This window comes from Microcoleus vaginatus FACHB-2002 (assembly GCF_040004035.1).
Taxonomy (GTDB): domain Bacteria; phylum Cyanobacteriota; class Cyanobacteriia; order Cyanobacteriales; family Microcoleaceae; genus Microcoleus; species Microcoleus vaginatus_C.
In genome coordinates this window covers 1-17,539 of sequence record NZ_JAMPLN010000008.1, presented here as the reverse complement: position 1 = coordinate 17,539, position 17,539 = coordinate 1, and the positions used below count along the sequence as shown (strand labels likewise).

General features: G+C 46.7%; 13 protein-coding genes. 8 read left to right on the top strand and 5 right to left on the bottom strand.

What is annotated here, in order from left to right; translation table 11 throughout:
• The first annotated feature begins 107 nt into the window (after window positions 1–107).
• Complete coding sequence (locus tag NDI35_RS09355; protein WP_333219933.1) at window positions 108–533, top strand: Tery_1686 family protein; 426 nt, start codon at window positions 108–110, stop codon at window positions 531–533.
• Window positions 534–574: 41 nt separating this feature from the next.
• Here NDI35_RS09355 and NDI35_RS09350 read toward each other — a convergent pair whose 3' ends face one another.
• Together NDI35_RS09350 and NDI35_RS09345 are read right to left on the bottom strand one after the other, a co-directional pair.
• A complete protein-coding gene (locus NDI35_RS09350; RefSeq protein ID WP_445312493.1) occupies window positions 575–1,000 on the bottom strand; it encodes a thiol-disulfide oxidoreductase DCC family protein in 426 nt (141 codons plus the stop codon).
• 35 nt (window positions 1,001–1,035) lie between these two features.
• Window positions 1,036–4,116: a PAS domain S-box protein gene (locus NDI35_RS09345; protein WP_445312492.1), complete on the bottom strand. Its 3,081-nt coding sequence runs from the start codon at window positions 4,114–4,116 to the stop codon at window positions 1,036–1,038.
• Window positions 4,117–4,742: 626 nt separating this feature from the next.
• Here NDI35_RS09345 and NDI35_RS09340 point away from each other — a divergent pair.
• The 7 genes from NDI35_RS09340 to NDI35_RS09310 all read left to right on the top strand — a co-directional run bounded on the left by NDI35_RS09340 (window position 4,743) and on the right by NDI35_RS09310 (window position 14,664).
• A complete protein-coding gene (locus NDI35_RS09340; protein ID WP_445312491.1) occupies window positions 4,743–5,936 on the top strand; it encodes an NAD(P)/FAD-dependent oxidoreductase in 1,194 nt (397 codons plus the stop codon).
• A gap of 210 nt (window positions 5,937–6,146) precedes the next feature.
• Complete coding sequence (locus NDI35_RS09335) at window positions 6,147–8,060, top strand: S9 family peptidase (protein ID WP_445312490.1); 1,914 nt, start codon at window positions 6,147–6,149, stop codon at window positions 8,058–8,060.
• Window positions 8,061–8,223: 163 nt separating this feature from the next.
• The gene (locus tag NDI35_RS09330) at window positions 8,224–8,940 is read left to right on the top strand and encodes an HAD-IA family hydrolase (RefSeq protein ID WP_445312489.1); all 717 of its coding nucleotides are present in this window, start codon (window positions 8,224–8,226) and stop codon (window positions 8,938–8,940) included.
• 303 nt (window positions 8,941–9,243) lie between these two features.
• Complete coding sequence (locus NDI35_RS09325) at window positions 9,244–9,867, top strand: DUF3859 domain-containing protein (protein ID WP_445312488.1); 624 nt, start codon at window positions 9,244–9,246, stop codon at window positions 9,865–9,867.
• A gap of 144 nt (window positions 9,868–10,011) precedes the next feature.
• A complete protein-coding gene (locus NDI35_RS09320; protein WP_445312487.1) occupies window positions 10,012–11,778 on the top strand; it encodes an asparagine synthetase B family protein in 1,767 nt (588 codons plus the stop codon).
• Between the two features lie 118 nt (window positions 11,779–11,896).
• Window positions 11,897–13,117 carry a diaminopimelate decarboxylase family protein gene (locus NDI35_RS09315; protein ID WP_445312486.1) on the top strand — a complete coding sequence of 407 codons (1,221 nt, stop codon included), beginning with the start codon at window positions 11,897–11,899 and terminating at the stop codon, window positions 13,115–13,117.
• Between the two features lie 227 nt (window positions 13,118–13,344).
• Window positions 13,345–14,664: a toprim domain-containing protein gene (locus tag NDI35_RS09310; RefSeq protein ID WP_445312485.1), complete on the top strand. Its 1,320-nt coding sequence runs from the start codon at window positions 13,345–13,347 to the stop codon at window positions 14,662–14,664.
• A gap of 319 nt (window positions 14,665–14,983) precedes the next feature.
• Here the strand turns inward: NDI35_RS09310 and argJ are convergent, their stop codons facing one another.
• The 3 genes from argJ to gifA all read right to left on the bottom strand — a co-directional run bounded on the left by argJ (window position 14,984) and on the right by gifA (window position 16,949).
• Complete coding sequence (argJ, locus tag NDI35_RS09305) at window positions 14,984–16,225, bottom strand: bifunctional ornithine acetyltransferase/N-acetylglutamate synthase (protein ID WP_445312484.1); 1,242 nt, start codon at window positions 16,223–16,225, stop codon at window positions 14,984–14,986.
• A gap of 327 nt (window positions 16,226–16,552) precedes the next feature.
• The gene (locus NDI35_RS09300) at window positions 16,553–16,693 is read right to left on the bottom strand and encodes a hypothetical protein (RefSeq protein WP_015176121.1); all 141 of its coding nucleotides are present in this window, start codon (window positions 16,691–16,693) and stop codon (window positions 16,553–16,555) included.
• A 61-nt stretch (window positions 16,694–16,754) separates the two neighbouring features.
• A complete protein-coding gene (gene gifA / locus NDI35_RS09295; protein ID WP_006631905.1) occupies window positions 16,755–16,949 on the bottom strand; it encodes a glutamine synthetase inactivation factor IF7A in 195 nt (64 codons plus the stop codon).
• Window positions 16,950–17,539: the final 590 nt, after the last annotated feature.

The window sequence follows — 17,539 nt, the reverse complement described above, 5'->3', positions numbered from 1 at the left end:
ATGCCTAGTTATTTATGAAAAAGTCCGCTGTTCACAGTCTACATTCGGCAGTATGCAGTTACATTATTAGCTAAATGTAATAACTATATTTGATAGGAGTTTTTCGAGTGAACGCTGCCGAACAAGCCAAAAATATAGAAGTTGCCAGCAAAATTGCTGCGGTTGTTAATTTATTCAAGTCCGAATTCCCGGATGCAAAAGTCGATTTGAAACCTTGGATGAATGACCAGGATACCAGAGAACTTGTAGATCCAGATTCGATCGACATTGGCTTCCATTTTCCCGGTAGAAGCCGCTTGCTGCAAAGCCGCAGCATTTTGATTCAAATCCGATTTTACCAAGATCCGGTGGAAGGATATCGGCGGGCGATCGGAGTTGAGGCTGCCGGTTACGATCATAGCGGTCAGCAGTGGCACTTTTCTACTGTGGAAAATTGGAATTTTCTCGGCCAAACCGAACCTGCGGTGGAGTCGGCGCAAAAACTCAAAGACTTTTGCCAGCAGATATTCGATTTGTTTAATCAATCTTTTTGAGGAATTCAGTTTTCTCGGCCAACCTGTTTGTAGTAAGGACTTTAGTCCTTGCTATTATCGCAATTGTCGATCGACCTACAGCCAACCGGATAAACAGATTTGTAAGTAGTCGATCGCTTGCCAAATAAAGTATAGCGGTTATCGCGGACTTGTTCGTACACGCGATCGCCCATCCACTTCATCCCCGGCATTGCCCGGTAAGCAGCCACAAACACCTCGCCAGCAGGAAGTATCCGCCCGATTTCCTCCGCCGCATCGCTGCCCTGCCAGCGCCGTTCCGGGCTGTTGCCATCTATCAAAATCATCCCCATTTCGCAGTCTTCAGACGTAATCCCAAAGTGATTTAATTGCTCTAAATCTTGCATGGAAATATACTCAAACCGCTGGCCTTGGTCTAAGGTTTCTAGTAACTGTACCAAGGTGACACAGAGATTGCAATTACCGTCGTAAATTACGTTATATTTCATTAGTTGACTGTTGACTGTTGACTGTTGACTACTGACTACTGACTATTGCCCACAGGAATCTCGATCGCAAATTCCGTACCTTGACCCGGTGCGGAATGGCATTTAAGCTGCCCGCCGTGTTTTTCTACCACAATTTGATAGCTGATCGACAGCCCCAAACCAGTACCTTTACCAGGTTCTTTCGTAGTAAAAAACGGATCGAATAGCCTTTCGTGAACATCTATCGGAATCCCCGGCCCGTTGTCAGCAATCCGAATCACAATATGAGAAGGATGCCGAATCGAATCATCAGAAACAGTAGAATCTGCTTGCCTCAAAGCATCCTGTTCATATTTTACCTCCGTACAAATCCGCAGCGTCGGCGAAGGACAATAAGGAATAGGCGCCTGTTCCCCCTCCGCCCACTGTCCAGTCTCCATTGCCTCTTCCAAAGCATCAATTGCATTGCCAATAATATTCATAAAAACCTGATTTAACTGTCCTGCATAACACTGTACGCGGGGCAAATTGCCGAACTCTTTGAGCAGCAAAATTTTAGGACGCCCTGCCGTTTCTTTCAATCTGTGCTGCAAAATCAACAAAGTGCTATCAATCCCTTCGTGAATATCCACCTGCTTTTGTTCGGCTTCATCTAATCGCGAAAAATTCTTCAGTGACAGCACAATTTGGCGAATTCGCTCTGCTCCCATTTTCATCGAATTTAACAGGTTCGGCAAATCTTTGAGCAGAAAATTCAAATCGACATCATTTATCTCTTGTTGAATTGCCCGTGTGGGCTGCGGGTATTCCTGCTGGTAAAGTTGGAGCAGTTTTAGCAAGTCTTTAAAGTAATCGTCAGCGTGCATGACGTTGCCGTAAATAAAGCTAACTGGATTGTTGATTTCGTGAGCAACGCCAGCGACTAATTGCCCCAAACTTACCATTTTTTCATTTTGAACCATCATGCTTTGAGTTTTATGCACGTCTCGTAAGGCTTTTGCCAATTCTTGATTTTTAGCCCTCAATTGACTTTCGGAAAGTCGCACCGCTTCTTCTGCGTGTTTGCGATCGGTAATATCTTTACGAATTGCTACATATTGATGGGGTTCGCCGTTCGTATTTAAGAAAGGTACAATCGTAGTATCCAACCAGAATAATGTGCCATCTTTAGCTTGATTTTTCATTTCTCCTCGCCAAACCTTTCCCTGGCGGATGGTTGACCAAAGCTGCTTGAAAAAATCTGCTGAATGATAGCCAGAATTGACAAGTCTGTGGGTTTTGCCGATCAGTTCTTCTCGCGAATATTTAAATTGTTCGCAAAATTGATCGTTGACATAGGTAATGGCTCCGAATTCGTCGGTATTCGAGACAATTGCCGATTGATCCAAAGCAAATTTTTCAAATTCCAACTCTTTGAGAGTTTGGCGCAATTCTGCTTCTGCTTGTTTGCGATCGCTAATATCGGTAATCATCCGCAACACACCTGAAAATTCGCCCTCACCGTCGAACATCGGCGTCGCCGACACGATCGCCCACAAGTGAGATCCGTCTTTGCGAGTAAACTTAAAATCGTGGCGTTCGCGAAGGCCTTGCCGCCTGCGCTGGACGTAACTTTCAGCTATTTCCCTAGACTCGCAGTCCATAAACTCAAATAGCGATCGCCCCAGCATTTCCTCCACAGTATAACCCAGCATTTCCCCCATCCGAGAGTTAGCAAAAGTCGTGATACTTTCGCTGTCAAACATCCAAACGCCCTCAGAAGCCGTCTCGACAATGCAGCGGTAATAATTCTCCCTCTCCCTGAGTGTTTCCTCTGCTCGCTTGCGATCGGTAATATCAGTTTGCACCGCAATAAAACCTTCGAGTTCCCCATTTTCTTGATAAATGGGGGCGATCGAAAGCGCCACCCAATAACCATTTCCATTCTTTTTGTAATTGTAGATTTCCTGATTAAACGGCACGCCGGCAGCCAAAGCCGATCGCAGTTGAGCAATAGTTAGCGGGTCTGTTTCAGGGCCTTGCAGTACATCACCCGGTTTTTTTCCCTGCATTTCTGCCAGCACATAACCACTAATCCGAGTAAATCCTTCATTCACCCATTCAATGCAGCCTTGAGCATCAGTAATAATCACACCATTTTGCGTTTTTTGAGCCACAATAGCCAACCGCGACAATTCTGTTTCAGTTTTTTTGCTTTCCGTAATATCTTCAGCAATACCCAGAATGTACTTAGGCGCGCCCGAATCGTCAAACAAAGGAACTTTTTTCGTGTGCAAAATCCGCTTTCCTCGGTGCGGAAGTTCGATAGTTTGTTCGGGCAAATCGACGCCTTTTCTCGTTGCCAGCACTTCTAAATCTTGTGCTTGCAAGTAATTGGCATGATCTGACTCCAACAAGTCAGCAGCATTGTTTAAAATCACTTCATCCCTGGAATAGCCAAACAATTCTTCGCTAGCAGTATTCCAATAAATAAATTTTTGCTCTACAGCATCTTTAATAAAGACGCTAATCGGCAGATTTTGCAGTACCGCATTCAGAAAATCTTGAGTGTTTCGCAAGTTTTCCTCAGCTCGCTTTCGTTCCGTAATATCCAAAATTACTCCGTCGAGATAGACAACCCGACACAGAGAATTTGCGATCGGCGAAACCGGCGAAACCGGCGAAACCACAGCCGACAACAAGCCCTCAATTTGCCCTTGTCCCTCTTGTTTTCCTCTAGCCTCTTCCGCCTCGCAGCAAACAGCTTTGCCTTTTTCGTAAACCCAGCTAATTTCGCCGTCAGCCCGGACAATCCGGTATTCAAGGATGTACGAAGTTCTGGTTGCTACACTTTTTTTGACAGTAGTATCCACATTTTGGCGGTCTTGAGGATGGATAATGCTGGAAAAAGAACGAACGCGATCGTTGATAAAATCAGAAGAGGGATAGCCTGATATTTCTTGAACAGCCTCGCTCAAAAACGCCATTGTCCGTGTTAATTCCCCGGCGTCCGTATACTCGCAGGTACAGCGGTAGACAGCACCGGGAATATTAGCTACTAAATTTTTATATCGTTCTTCGCTTTTTAACAAAGATGAGCCGTCTTCGTTATTGTGATCGCCGTTCTTAAATTTAGAAGAATTGGAAGAAGTTTGCATGGTTTTTTTTCACTTGTGAGTGCGGGGGCAAGTGTTAGCGTAGATGACCCTATAAAAAGTGAATTTAATGTGCGAAATAATTCGTTATAAACTAATATAGTACAAAATTAGTTCTGCGAACATTCAGAAAATTTGAGGGCGGGTAATAGGTAAAGCTAATCAAGGCTATAGCAATTATAAATGAGTCGTAAAATTTTTACCCCACCCCAACCCTCCCCGAACCCGCGGGGAGGGAGTAAGAAATTCACAAATTATTTAGGATTGCTATAGAGATTAGAAAACAGTTCGGAAACGCATTGTCTAACGGATTTAATGGATTTAACTCACCGAATAGCACCATTATCAAGAACAGGCTGTCCGGCCTGTTCCACAACAAGTGCATTTTCTTGTGGGGAGTAGGGGTTGGGCAGGAGATCCCGCCTATAAAAAGCTTATTGAGAATGGTGGTATTCGGTGAGTTTAACGGATTTAACGGATGGGTGTTGAGGTTCTAGGGAAACAGAGAAGATTTTCCCACCCTACTCTCCCACTCCCCCACTCTCCCACTCTCCCCCTTCCCCACTCCCTCACTCTCGTTAGAATAAGATAAGTTTCCTTGCTACCGATCGCCCCTCAAACAAAACACCATGACTCAACAACAACCCCGGATTTGCATTCTCGGCGGAGGCTTCGGCGGACTCTACACAGCCCTGCGCTTGAGTCAGTTACCCTTCTCCAAAACCGAAAAACCCGAAATTGTCCTAGTTGACCGTCGCGATCGATTTTTGTTCGTTCCCCTGCTGTACGAACTGCTGACCGGCGAACTCCAAACCTGGGAAATTGCCCCGCCGTTTGCCGAACTCTTGGAAAACACAGGCGTGCGCTTTTGTCAAGGCACTGTTTCCGGCATCGATGTGGAGGAAAAGCGAGTGCAGTTGCACGACGGGCCAGAAATTCCGTGCGATCGCCTTGTTTTAGCTTTAGGCGGCGAAACCCCCCTAGATATGGTCAAAGGTGCCGTTGAATACGCTTACTCATTTCGCACCCTCGACGACGCCTACCGCTTAGAAGAAAGACTGCGGTTTTTAGAAGCCAGCAACACCGATAAAATTCGGGTTGCGATCGTCGGCGCCGGTTATGCGGGAGTAGAATTAGCTTGTAAATTAGCCGATCGACTCGGAGACAAAGGTCGCGTGCGGTTAGTCGAGCAAGGGGACACGATTCTGCGGACATCGCCGGAGTTTAACCGCGAAGCCGCCACCCAAGCTTTAGAAAAACGGAAAGTGTGGATCGACTTAGAAACAGCAGTAGAGGCGATCGAAGCAGACACAATATCCTTACTTTACAAAGGACAATTAGATGTTCTCCCCGTAGACATAGTGCTGTGGACAGTAGGAACTCAAGTTAGTCAAGCAGTGCGATCTCTACCCCTCAAACAAAACCAGCGCGGTCAATTAATCGTCAATCCGCAGATGCAAATTATCGACCATCCAGATATATTTGCCTTGGGAGACTTAGCTGAATGTTACGATGCAACTGGTCAAAAAGTCCCCGGAACAGCCCAAACAGCCTTCCAGCAAGCTGACTACACCGCCTGGAACATTTGGGCCTCCCTCACCGGCCGCCCATTACTTCCTTTCCGCTATCAGCCGCTAGGAGAAATGATGACATTAGGAATTGACAACGCCACCCTAGCCGGTTTAGGAATTAAACTCGACGGACAACTAGCACACATTGCTCGCCGCTTAGCTTATCTATATCGGATGCCAACATTTGATCATCAGCTAAAAGTTGGTTTCAATTGGATTAGTAAACCGATTCAGGATTTGCTTAAAAGTTAAGTGTTAACTGTTGACCGTTGACTGTCGAGGGTAGGACTTAAGCCTCAGTCATATGATATCCGCTCAATCACCACGATCGAGAAAGTTTGTAGTGAAGACTAAAGCCCTTCACTGCTTGCTGAGGACTTTCGTCCTCACTACAAACTAATTTGATAGTAATCGTAGATACCTCCAGGACAGTTGATAATAGAATATTACGCACAATAAACAATGCAAACTTCTACAGTGGAACAGCCAAAAACCGAACTGCCACCGTTAATCGAGCGGGAAATTCTGTTCGGAAATCCTGAAAAAACCCGCCCCCAACTTTCACCAGATGGCAAGTATCTCGCCTACATTGCACCCGATGAAAACAACGTCTTGCAAGTGCAATTGCGTACCGTCGGTCAAGCAGACGATCGCCAACTAACAGCCGATAAAAAACGCGGCATCCGCATCTTTTTCTGGACTTACAGCGGCGAAGAACTCATTTATCAGCAAGATATTGATGGTGATGAAAAATGGCATTTATTCTCAGTTAATATCCAGTCAAATCTGGTTCGCGACTTGACACCATTTCAAGGTGTTCGAGCTCATCCGATCGCCGTTGACCGCAACTTCCCCAATCAAATATTAGTGGGAATGAACATCCGCGATCGGCGCAAACACGATCTTTACCGCATCAATCTGCAAAACGGTGCAGTTGAACTCGACACCGACAACCCAGGTAACATCGTCAATTGGGCTGCTGACGCCCACTTTCAAGTGCGGGCGGCCACAGCCACAACTGCCGACGGCGGTAAAGAATTGCTATGGAGGGAAACTGCGGACAAGTCTTGGGAAAGCCTGCGAAGCTGGGGTCCCGATGAGGAAGGCGCTGCCGTCATGTTCTCAGAAAACGGCAAAATTCTCTACATCCGAGGCGATCACGATGCTAACACCGAACGTTTGATCGCATTCGATTTGGAAACCAAGCAAGAAAGTTTGATCGCCTCTGACCCAGAATACGATGTTGGCGATATTTTGATACACCCCACCAAGCGAGAGATTCAGGCAGTTTCCTTTTACAAAGACAAGCAAGAATGGCAGATTTTAGACCAAAGCATAGCAGAGGATTTTGAGGAAATCGGCAAATTCCGCCCCGGCGAATTCTCCATCACCAGCCGCAACCTCGCCGATACCACTTGGCTAGTCGCTTACATGACAGACGACGGCCCAGTTTACTACTATGCGTTCGATCGCGCCTCCAAAACCTTCACCTTTCTGTTCAGCAACCAACCCAAACTCGAAGGGCTACCGCTATCATCAATGGAACCCATTTCTTACACCGCAAGAGATGGTTTAACCATTCACGGCTACCTGACAAAACCGGTTGGTGTCTCAACACCCGTACCGACAGTCTTGCTTGTTCACGGTGGCCCCTGGGGACGCGATACCTGGGGTTACAATCCACAAGCCCAATGGCTGGCAAACCGAGGTTACGCCGTTTTGCAAATCAATTTTCGCGGTTCCACCGGCTACGGCAAAGCCTTTCTCAATGCCGGCAATCGCGAATGGGCCGCTAAGATGCACGACGACTTGCTAGATGGCGTTAATTGGCTTGTAGAAACAGGAATTTCCCAACCCGATAAAATTGCGATTATGGGCGGTTCCTACGGTGGTTATGCTGCCTTAGTGGGATTGACTTTTAGTCCCGATGTTTTTGCCTGCGCCGTCGATATTGTCGGGCCAAGCAATTTGATTACACTGCTGCAAACTATTCCCCCTTACTGGGAACCGAGAAAAGCAAGTCTGTATCACCGCGTCGGCAATTTGGAAACAGAACCAGAGTTTCTCAAATCGATCTCGCCCTTATTTTTTGTCGATCGCATTCAGAAACCTTTGCTAATCGCCCAAGGTGCCAACGACCCGCGAGTGAAAGAAGCAGAAAGCGAGCAAATTGTCAATGCCATGAAGCAAGCCGGCAAACCTGTAGAATACGTGCTTTATACAGACGAAGGACACGGATTTGCGCGGCCAGAAAATCGCCTGCACTTTTATGCGATCGCCGAAGAATTCCTAGCCAAATATTTAGGAGGCAGATTTGAACCTGCCGGCAACATTGCCAATCATTCTGGTATAGTAAATCCGCACACAACTAATTAGAAGGAAGAAGGAAAAAGGAAGAAGAAAGAAGGAATTATTCAAATCTATTTTCTCTTCTCTTCTCTTCTTTTCCTCTGTGTTCTCTGTGTCCTCTGTGGTTAAATCATTCCGATGCAACCGGATGTGCGATAAGTCCTCTTTCCTCTTCCCTTTTTCTTCTCAAATGACCAAAATTATTTTTCTCGATGCCGCAGGCACGCTATTTGACGTGCGCGGCAGCGTCGGCGAAGTCTACGGAAAATTTGCCCGCCGTTGGGGAGTAACTGTTTCTAACGAAGAGTTAAATGCAGCATTTTTCCAAAGTTTTGCCGACTCAAATCCGATGGCATTTCCCGGAAGAGAATTAGCCAAAATTCCCCAGCTAGAATTTGAATGGTGGCAAGCAGTTGCCGCGAAAGCTTTTCAAATAGCAGGCGTTTTCAACCAATTTTCAGACTTTCCCAAATTCTTTCTCGAACTCTACGCTTATTTTGCCACCGCCGAACCTTGGTTCGTCTATCCCGACGTATTGCCAGCATTAAATAAGTGGCAGCAACAAGGAATTGAATTAGCAGTAGTATCGAATTTCGATTCCAGAATTTATGCAGTATTAAAAGCACTAAATTTAGCTGAATATTTCACATCAGTGACAATTTCCACCGAAGTTGGTGCAGCAAAACCCCAGTCTCAAATTTTCACCGCAGCTTTGCAAAAGCACAACTGCCTTGCCGAGAATGTGTTGCATATCGGCGACAGCTTCAAGGCTGATTATTGTGGTGCTAAAAATGCGGGATTAAACGCAATTTGGTTGAATCGCCAACAAGAAAAAATAGATTCAGGAAAGTTGAATTTAACTGATTCCCAAAAAGTAGAAGAGTTTCCTAGTCTGGATTTTATATAAGTCAGTCCTGGACGCACTCCGGCAAAGAAACCGGGTTTTTTACCTACTCTGCGGATGGCAACGCCTCTTTTCGTAAAAAAAACCGGTTTCGCATGATTACCCATGCGTCCAGAACTATAAATATGAATTTTATGAGGTTAAAGTTATGATTTTTATGAATTGAATTAGAGAGCTGTTTATTGAATAATATGAGTAATTTAACCGCAGAGAGCGCAGAGGGCGCTGAGTTCAAGAAGAGAGAGGCGATCGCTATATTTAACTTTCTAGTGGGAAAGAACATTACAGATACTAATCGTGAACTTTATGGAAACTCGACTCACTCAAACTCAGTTAGCACAGGTAGTCGCTGAAATCGACAAGTTATCGCAGCAGCGCGAGTTAGAATTGGCCCCAGATCAGGTAAGAGAAATTTTACGGGAGTTGAATCTTCCTGATGAGCTTTTAGAAGATGCGATCGCCCAAATGCGCCGCCGCGAAGCCCTAGAACAACAGCAGCGACGCAACCGTTGGATCGCGATCGCCTCGACAGCCGTTGTCATCTCTGCGATCGGTATAGGCGTACTGTTCGGGCAAAATCAGCAACAAAAAACTGCTCAAGTTGTGGGAGGAGAAGACCGAATTGCCCTATCTCAAAAGGGCGGTGACAGCCTTACTCAAGTCAACCGTCAAATTAATCCCCGCATCTACTACCAGGTGACGTTGAAAAATGCTCCGATCGGTCGTGAGTTGTCTTTACAATGCGACTGGATTAATCCCAGCGGTGACATTGTTCATCAGGGCAGGTATCAAACTCGCACGATCGATACTGCCGTTTGGAATACGCACTGCTTTTACGATCTCGGATCGGCTGCTGCCCCAGGCAAATGGGAAGTTCGGATGTCCCTGGATGGGCGCGTCATCAGCAGTGAACCTTTTACTGTGAAATAAATAGACTTATCCAAAAAAGCCTGTTTTGAACAGGCTTTCCGGCCTGTTCCACGATTATTGGAGATATCTAAATAGACTTATCCAAAAAAGCCTGTTTTGAACAGGCTTTCCGGCCTGTTTCACAATGATTATTGGAGACATCTAATGGGTGCGATCGGCAAACCTTCACATTTCATAGGCTACTGGGGAGAGGGCGATCGCACAAAAACGCTCAGCCATTTAGTGCCTGACTACTTCATCCGACAGGGCAAATTATCAGAATGGGCGATCGCCTCTGCATCAGTCCTCGCGGGCGATCGAGTGACGCTGAATGCTTGCGGGCGGGATTGGGCGACGGATTTTCCGGGAGATGCTTGGGCGGCGGTAGAAGCCCAACAGCTACGGCTGGGGCGCGATCCGTTTGGGCGAGTGCCGCTTTATTGGATGCAGTTGGGAGAAACGATTTGGTTTTCGACGCGCCTGCAACTGCTGCTACCGCTGATTGCTTCCCCTCAAATTAGCCCGATCGCCCTACACAGCTATGCTTGTTTTTCCTACGTACCCACGCCGTTAACGCCGATCGAGCAAATTGCATCCGTAGCAGCCGGAAGCGAGATGATTTGGGAAATCGCCGATGTTAACGATATGCCGAAAGTACGCGCGGCGAAGCTATCCCGTAGGGAATCGCTGCCATCGGCTTGGCAAGAAGCGCCCCAACTACTGCGGAGTGAGGATGAGGCGATCGCACAATTGCAAGGGCTATTGCAACAGGCGATCGATCGACAAGTGGCCGATTTGCCGATCGACGAACCCGTGGGCGTTTTACTCTCCGGTGGCATCGATTCTTCCCTAGTGACGGCGCTGCTAGTGAAAGCAGGCTTGCAAGTGCGCGCCTATGCCCTCGATTTTGGTGTCGAAGCCTATTCCGAACTGCCCTACGCCCAACAGGTGGCGGACTTTTTCCAGATTCCGCTGATCCGAGTGGCGGCGACGGGTGATGCCGTCCTGCAGGCGATCGGGCCAACCGCCAAAGCCCTCGATTTACCCTATGGAGACGGCACGACGGCTGCACTGTTTTTGCTCAAACAGGCGGCGGCGCAAGACGTGCGAGTTGTCTTCAATGGCGAGAATGGCGATCAGCTATTTGCCGGATGGACAAACAAGCCTTTGATTGCCAACGGAGTTTACAGTGCAGAACATCCTGCCGGAAAAGAAACTTTTGAACAGCAGTATTTGCGGACGTTTCAGCGATTTTATGGTTATGAAAAACAGATTTTTTCCCCAGAAATGCTCGATCGCATCCAGTCTCACGATTTGAGCGTTTACCTGCAAGACGCGATCGATCCCAAAACCTGTCCTTCCCTGCTAGCGAGGCTGCGGCGCGCTTCGCTGATGCTCAAAGGTGCCCAAAATATTCAGCCGAGGGCAACGGCATTGGCGTTTGCTTGCGGTTTGTGGGTGCGATCGCCCTTCTGCGACCCCGACCTCACAGCATGGACGTTTCAACTCCCTGGCGAGCTTCTACTGCAAGGTGCGTGCGAAAAATACATCCTCAAAAAAGCCTCCGAGCGCTGGCTGCCACCGGAAATTGTCTGGCGGGAAAAGCGCGGGATGGGTGTGCCGTTGAAGGTTTGGTATTACCGGGAGTTTTGGGCTGCGATCGGCGATCGGCTGAATCCGAATCTGTTGCGATCGCAAAATTGCTGGCAGCCCCATTTGGCCGACTCGATGTTATCGGGACAACTCGGAGTTGCCATGCGCGATCGCTATATTGGCAATAATCTCTGGCTGCTGCTGATGTGGCAGGCATGGCGAACCGAGGTTTTAGGCGAAATTCCGGTTAAGCGATCGCTTGATCATGTGTTTTGGTTGCCACCGGCGATCGGGCAGCGCATTTGGAAATATCGAAGGAGGTTGACTGTTGACTGTTGACTGTTGACTGTTGATTTTACAATCTTCCCTGTTCCGAACATCCGTTACATCCGTTAAATAATCCGTTGCCGAACATCCGTTACATCCGTTACAAAATCCGTTGCCGAACTTCTTCTATATGACTGAATCTTTGCTACAGAATGAAACCAAAACACATTCGGCGCCGTTCTCCGAAGCAATGGCCCAGCGACTTTTGTCAACTTATGGTTCGCCCTTATATGTTTATCAGGGCGATATCCTCCATCAAACCCTTGAGCATATTACGCGATCGATCGACTATCCGCACGTTCAGTTTCATTTTGCTAGCGTCACCAACGGCAATATTGCTCTGTTGCAATTGATTCAGCAGGCTGGTTGGGGGCTACACGCGAATACACCGGGGGATGTTTTTTTGGGACTGAAAGCCGGTTTTACTAGCGATCGCATCGTCTACACTGGCAGTAACCTCAACAGGGCGGATATTCAGCAATTAATCGAGTGGAAGATTGAGCGATTTAACTTCGATAGTCTGTCGCAACTCCAAGATTTTTGCGAATATTCCGGGAGTCAACCGCGATCGATCCGTGCCGAAATTGGACTCCGCCTCAACTCACCGGAATTGACGGGAGACAGTCGGATTGGAGTACGTGCCGCCGAATTTGAGAAAGCCAACAAAATCGCGCAGCAGCAGGGGTTGAGGATTACCGGATTGCATTTTTATCGGGGGACGGGAACTAACGCCACGAGTGCTTTTACCCAGGTGATCGATCGCCTAATTGCGATCGCCCAACAGTTGCCCGATTGGCGAACCCTCGATTTTGGCGGTGGTTTTGGCTATCCCTATCGAGGCGGTGCGGTGTTTGACTGGCGGGAGTTTGGTGCGGCGATTACTGAACGATTGAGTGCGCTATCTCGCCCGATCGAGTTGGTGATTGAACCGGGACGATCGGCGATCGCAGGTTGTGGCGTTTTGCTTGCGAAAGTTGTGTCGGTGAAGTGGTTGGGCGATAGGCAAATTGTCGGCGTGGATACGACTGTATCAAATCTATCGGTGCCTGCGGTGCACGGGGGCTATCGGGCGATCGCAACTTGGGAAACTGGGGATGTATCACGATATCAAACCGATATTTGCGGCAACACGACTTATTCGCGGGATTATTTGGGGCGCAACTGTTGGCTACCGAAACTCAAAATTGGAGATGCGATCCTGATTTTGGATAGCGGGGCTTACGGCTATGCGATGTCGTCACATTTTCTGCACCGCCCCCGCCCTGCTGAGGTGTTGATTGATGCTAAGGGCGATCGATTAATTCGACAGCGAGAAGACTATTCTATTTTATTAAACGGGCAAATATTTTAATAGGGCATTGGGCATTGGGCATAGTTTCTTCTTTCTTGCGACTTCCATCGGACTGACATCCGTTACATCCGTTACATCCGTTACATAATCCGTTGCCGAACTTCCTTCTTCCTTCTACTTATTATCTCTCTTCTCTTCCTCTGCGCCCTCTGCGGCCTCTGCGGTAAAATCCTTCCAAAACAATCGTCAACGATATAAATCCATTAAATCAATCAGGAGTAACCGAAATGGGAATGAAATGCGTCCAGTGTAATACCGACAACATTTTGAGCGATCGTATCAGGAACTCAGGTCGCTGTAAACAGTGCAACCATCCGTTTGTTTTTGAACCCAATACCGTTACTGATAAAAAGTTGGCATTCACCGATCCCTTTTTCAAAAAGGCAATCGAAAATATTTCGAGCCAAAATATGTTGTTTTTTACGCACAAACAGTTTTTGTATTTTATTGACCAAAAGCTTAAATCTCGCACCCCACAAACCAGTTGGATTTTTTTCTACTTCTTTTTTAGCTTATTTGCGGGAACCTTCGGCATTCCCTCCGCTCTTGTTATTTTTCCCTCACAATTCGCAGTTGTTATTCCCTTCGCTCTCTACAATTTGATTTGGATATGGCTATTTTTCTACTACAGCAAATCTCCCGATATAGGTATTCGCGGTAGAAGAAATAATGCTAAAAATCTCCAGATTTTAGGGGTAATTATTTTAGTGCTGGGCATTTCAGGAAGCCTGATATTTAATTATTTTCCAGGATACATCGTAGCCATTACACTAGGGCTATTTTCCTACTGGCTCGGCATTTCACAAAAAAATCGCCCACAGATAACGGGTGAAATATTTCTCGTTAATCAAGCGCAGAGCGATAAATGGCTGCGAGACTGGCAAACAGTGAACGGTACATTAGAAAAACTGCTGCCTGCGGCTCGTCAAGAGGCTTTGCCCGCCACCATCGATCGCGAAGTCAGCGCCTACAGCTTCGATCGCGCAATTATCTGTGACCGCGACGACATCGCTCAATTCCTAATTGCCAACAACGTCCATTTTGAAAACAACTGCGCCATTCTTAGTATTAGTGGCTATCCCCAAAGCATCTTCAACACCGTAATCGAAATGCTGCGCCGTAATGCCGATTTAAAAGTCTATGCACTCCACAATGCGAGCCCTGCTGGAGTTGGCTTGGTACATCAACTGCAAACCAGTCCAGAGTGGTTTGCGAATCAAGCGGTGACGATTTTTGATTTGGGAATTTCTCCCCGTCAAATCTTAGCAACCCGCGATATGTTTGTGCAACAATCTCAAACAATCGCACAAACCGCCCGTCAATTACCCGACGCTGTAAGGCAAAGTTTAACAGCAGAAGAACTAGCATGGCTGGATGCAGGCAATTTTGTGGAATTGGAATCGTTTACGCCGCAGCGGTTGTTGCGCGTGGTGAATTATGGACTTGCTCAGAGTGGCGATCCGCAGGGTAACGAGGGCTTAATATTAGTGGATGATAATGTTGGTTATGGTGGCGGCTATGTGTTTGTCTCCGATAGTTTTGGTTAGGGCGTGTTTTCAAACTTTATATTAGACTTATTAATAATAAGCTTAAAAAGTCTTGAAACTTAGTCTGAATAAAATTTTTAGCGCTCTTTTGTTAAAATCATAAAAAGCTTATTTCTGTAAGGGCTTCAGCGATTTTACAATGAGGAGCAAAAAAGCTGAGATTAACTCGGTGAGTAAAGGTTTCAGACTTTTTAATTTCCCCCCACGGGGGGAAGTTTAGTTTAAATTGTGTGCAATTTGCCTTTAACCCGCTCTCGTCTGGTTTTGTTTGTGTAGGCGCGGTTTCTAACCGCCCGGACTTCTCACCGCCTGGACTTATTTAAGTCGTATACTCCGCATTAATCTTCACGTAGTCGTAACTCAAATCGCATCCCCAAGCTTTTGCAAAACCGCTGCCACTCCCGACACTAACCTGAATTACAACCGTATCAGCCTTCAAATATTCTCCCTCCGCAGCCGCTTTCATATAATTACTTGCAGCAGCGCGATCGAACTCTTTAGGTTGTCCGTTTTCCATCATCAAAAAATCCCCTAATTGAATTCGCAAATTCTCTTGATCGAAAGGTACACCAGCCCGCCCAGCCGCCGCCGCAATTCTGCCCCAATTCGGATCGCGTCCGAAAATAGCAGCTTTCACCAAAGAAGAACCGACAATTGTTTTGGCAATTTTACTCGCAGAAACTTCATCCAGCGCGCCACTAACTTGCACTTCCACCAAACAAGTTGCACCCTCGCCGTCACGGGCGATCGCCTTTGCTAAATGTACGCAAACTTCTGTCAGCATCGCCTCTAATTTTTCAGCATCTGCCCCCATTTCCGTAATTGCCGGTGTGCGGGATTGACCATTCGCCAAAGCAATTAGCGAATCGTTGGTGCTGGTATCGCCGTCAACAGTAATTTGATTGAAACTTCTGTTAGCCGCCCGACTCAGCATTTCTTGCCACAAATGCGATGACACTGCTGCATCGCAAGTTACAAATGCCAGCATTGTTGCCATATTCGGGTGAATCATTCCCGAACCTTTGCAAATGCCGCCGATGCGGACGGGTCGATCGCCAAACATGGTTTCCAGGGCGATCGTTTTCGGCACTAAATCAGTCGTACAAATAGCCTTAGCCGCCGCATCGGAACCAGTTTCCGATGCCTCAGCAACTAATCGGGGAATTCCCGCCCTCAGCGGCTCCATTTTTATCCGCTGTCCGATGACGCCAGTGGAGGCCAAAAGAATAGATTCTGGAGGAATATTCAGCGCTTCTCCCAACAATTTGGCACTTTCGAGGGCATCTGCCCAACCTTGTTCGCCAGTAGCAGCATTAGCTTGTCCGGCATTGCACAAAATTGCTTTCGCGCTGGGTTTAGCTTGCAAACGCTGGCGACAGTAGTCCACACAAGCGGCCCGGACAGTGGAGGTTGTGAAGACTCCGGCGGCGATCGCGTCTACCTCTGACAAAATTAAACTTAAATCCGGCAAGCCTGAAGGCTTCAAGCCCGCTGTAATTCCCGATGCTCGATACCCTCTGGGTGCTGTAACTCCGCCGTCAATTTCTTTCCAGTCCGACATGATGACCTCCCTAGTAGCCTTCAATCTGCTGAAAGGGGATTATACCATTTTAGATTTTAGATTTTAGATTTTAGATTTTAGACTTCGGCGTGAGCGCTCAGTCAAACGATTTTAGATTTTAGATTTTAGATTTTAGATTCTTTTGAACCCAATTTCCCATTCCCAATTCCCAATTCCCAATTCCCAATTCCCCATAAAACTAATCGCGGCTTCCAATCTAGAGTTAGAACTCAAGAAGAAGTCGCGACGGTTTTGTAATGAACATTATTAATTTTTAGCTGGCAAACAACAAACTCGATTCAACTATCTCGCCGTTGAAAAAAGGAGTTATTTGCGATCGATACTCGCTGGAGAACCAGCATCTAAACCAACTTCAGCAGCCACACGGCTCAGCATGGATTCCTGACGGTTTTTGACGACGTGTTGATGGCGCATCATCAGGTTGCGGGCTTGTTCTTGAGTTGACATAACTGATTTCTCCAAATTATAGGTAATAACTTCGTAGACAATTGTCGAAATTGAGCTTGCCCTAGCTCATAGTGGCGTTGCTGCGATCGTAACTGGCTTGAAAGCTGGGCTGCGGTTTGCCTTGAATGTGACCCCAGTAGTGCGTATCTTCCATCCCGACTTCGGTGGCGGTGCGGTTGAGCATGGATTGCTGCCGGTTCTTCACCAGTTGGTGGTGGCGCATCATCAGAGAGCGAGCTTGATTTTCGGTAGACATATGGGGTTCCTCCGTATTCTTTAGATTAATGTTGGGCTTGTTTTTTCTTCTCTTCTATCACTATAACAGACAATTCTGTATCTAAAGCTACCAAATTAAAATTGTCACAAAACTTTACAATTGGGCTATGGGGCGAGAATCTCGATCGAGGTTGCAGGGAGTGCGATCGAGCTTGGCCTAGTTGATTCAGGCCCAACCTCAAGCAGCCGTTGGCAAAATTTGACAATATTCGTCTTCTAATAGCCACATTTTGGCGGCTACGTAATTGCCAAGGGCAAAAATAACTTTATAGTTTGGTTCAGAGTTATAGATGCAGAATTTTGCCTCTCAAGGGAGTCGAATTTACCTTAGTTAAGAGTAAATTTAATAAGTAGCTAAGTAGGTAGGCGCTGTAAAACACAATTATGTTAAAGATTGTAAAGTATCCTTAGCCCTAAGCGTGGCTAAGTTAGCCCTGTTTACATATTGTTACATAGCTCGGTTTAATCCCGCTTACCAACTTAAATCATTATTATTGAGTTGTGTAATTAATTTTGTTTAGGTACTTAATACAACTACTAACAATTAATTATTACAGTACAACTTATTTT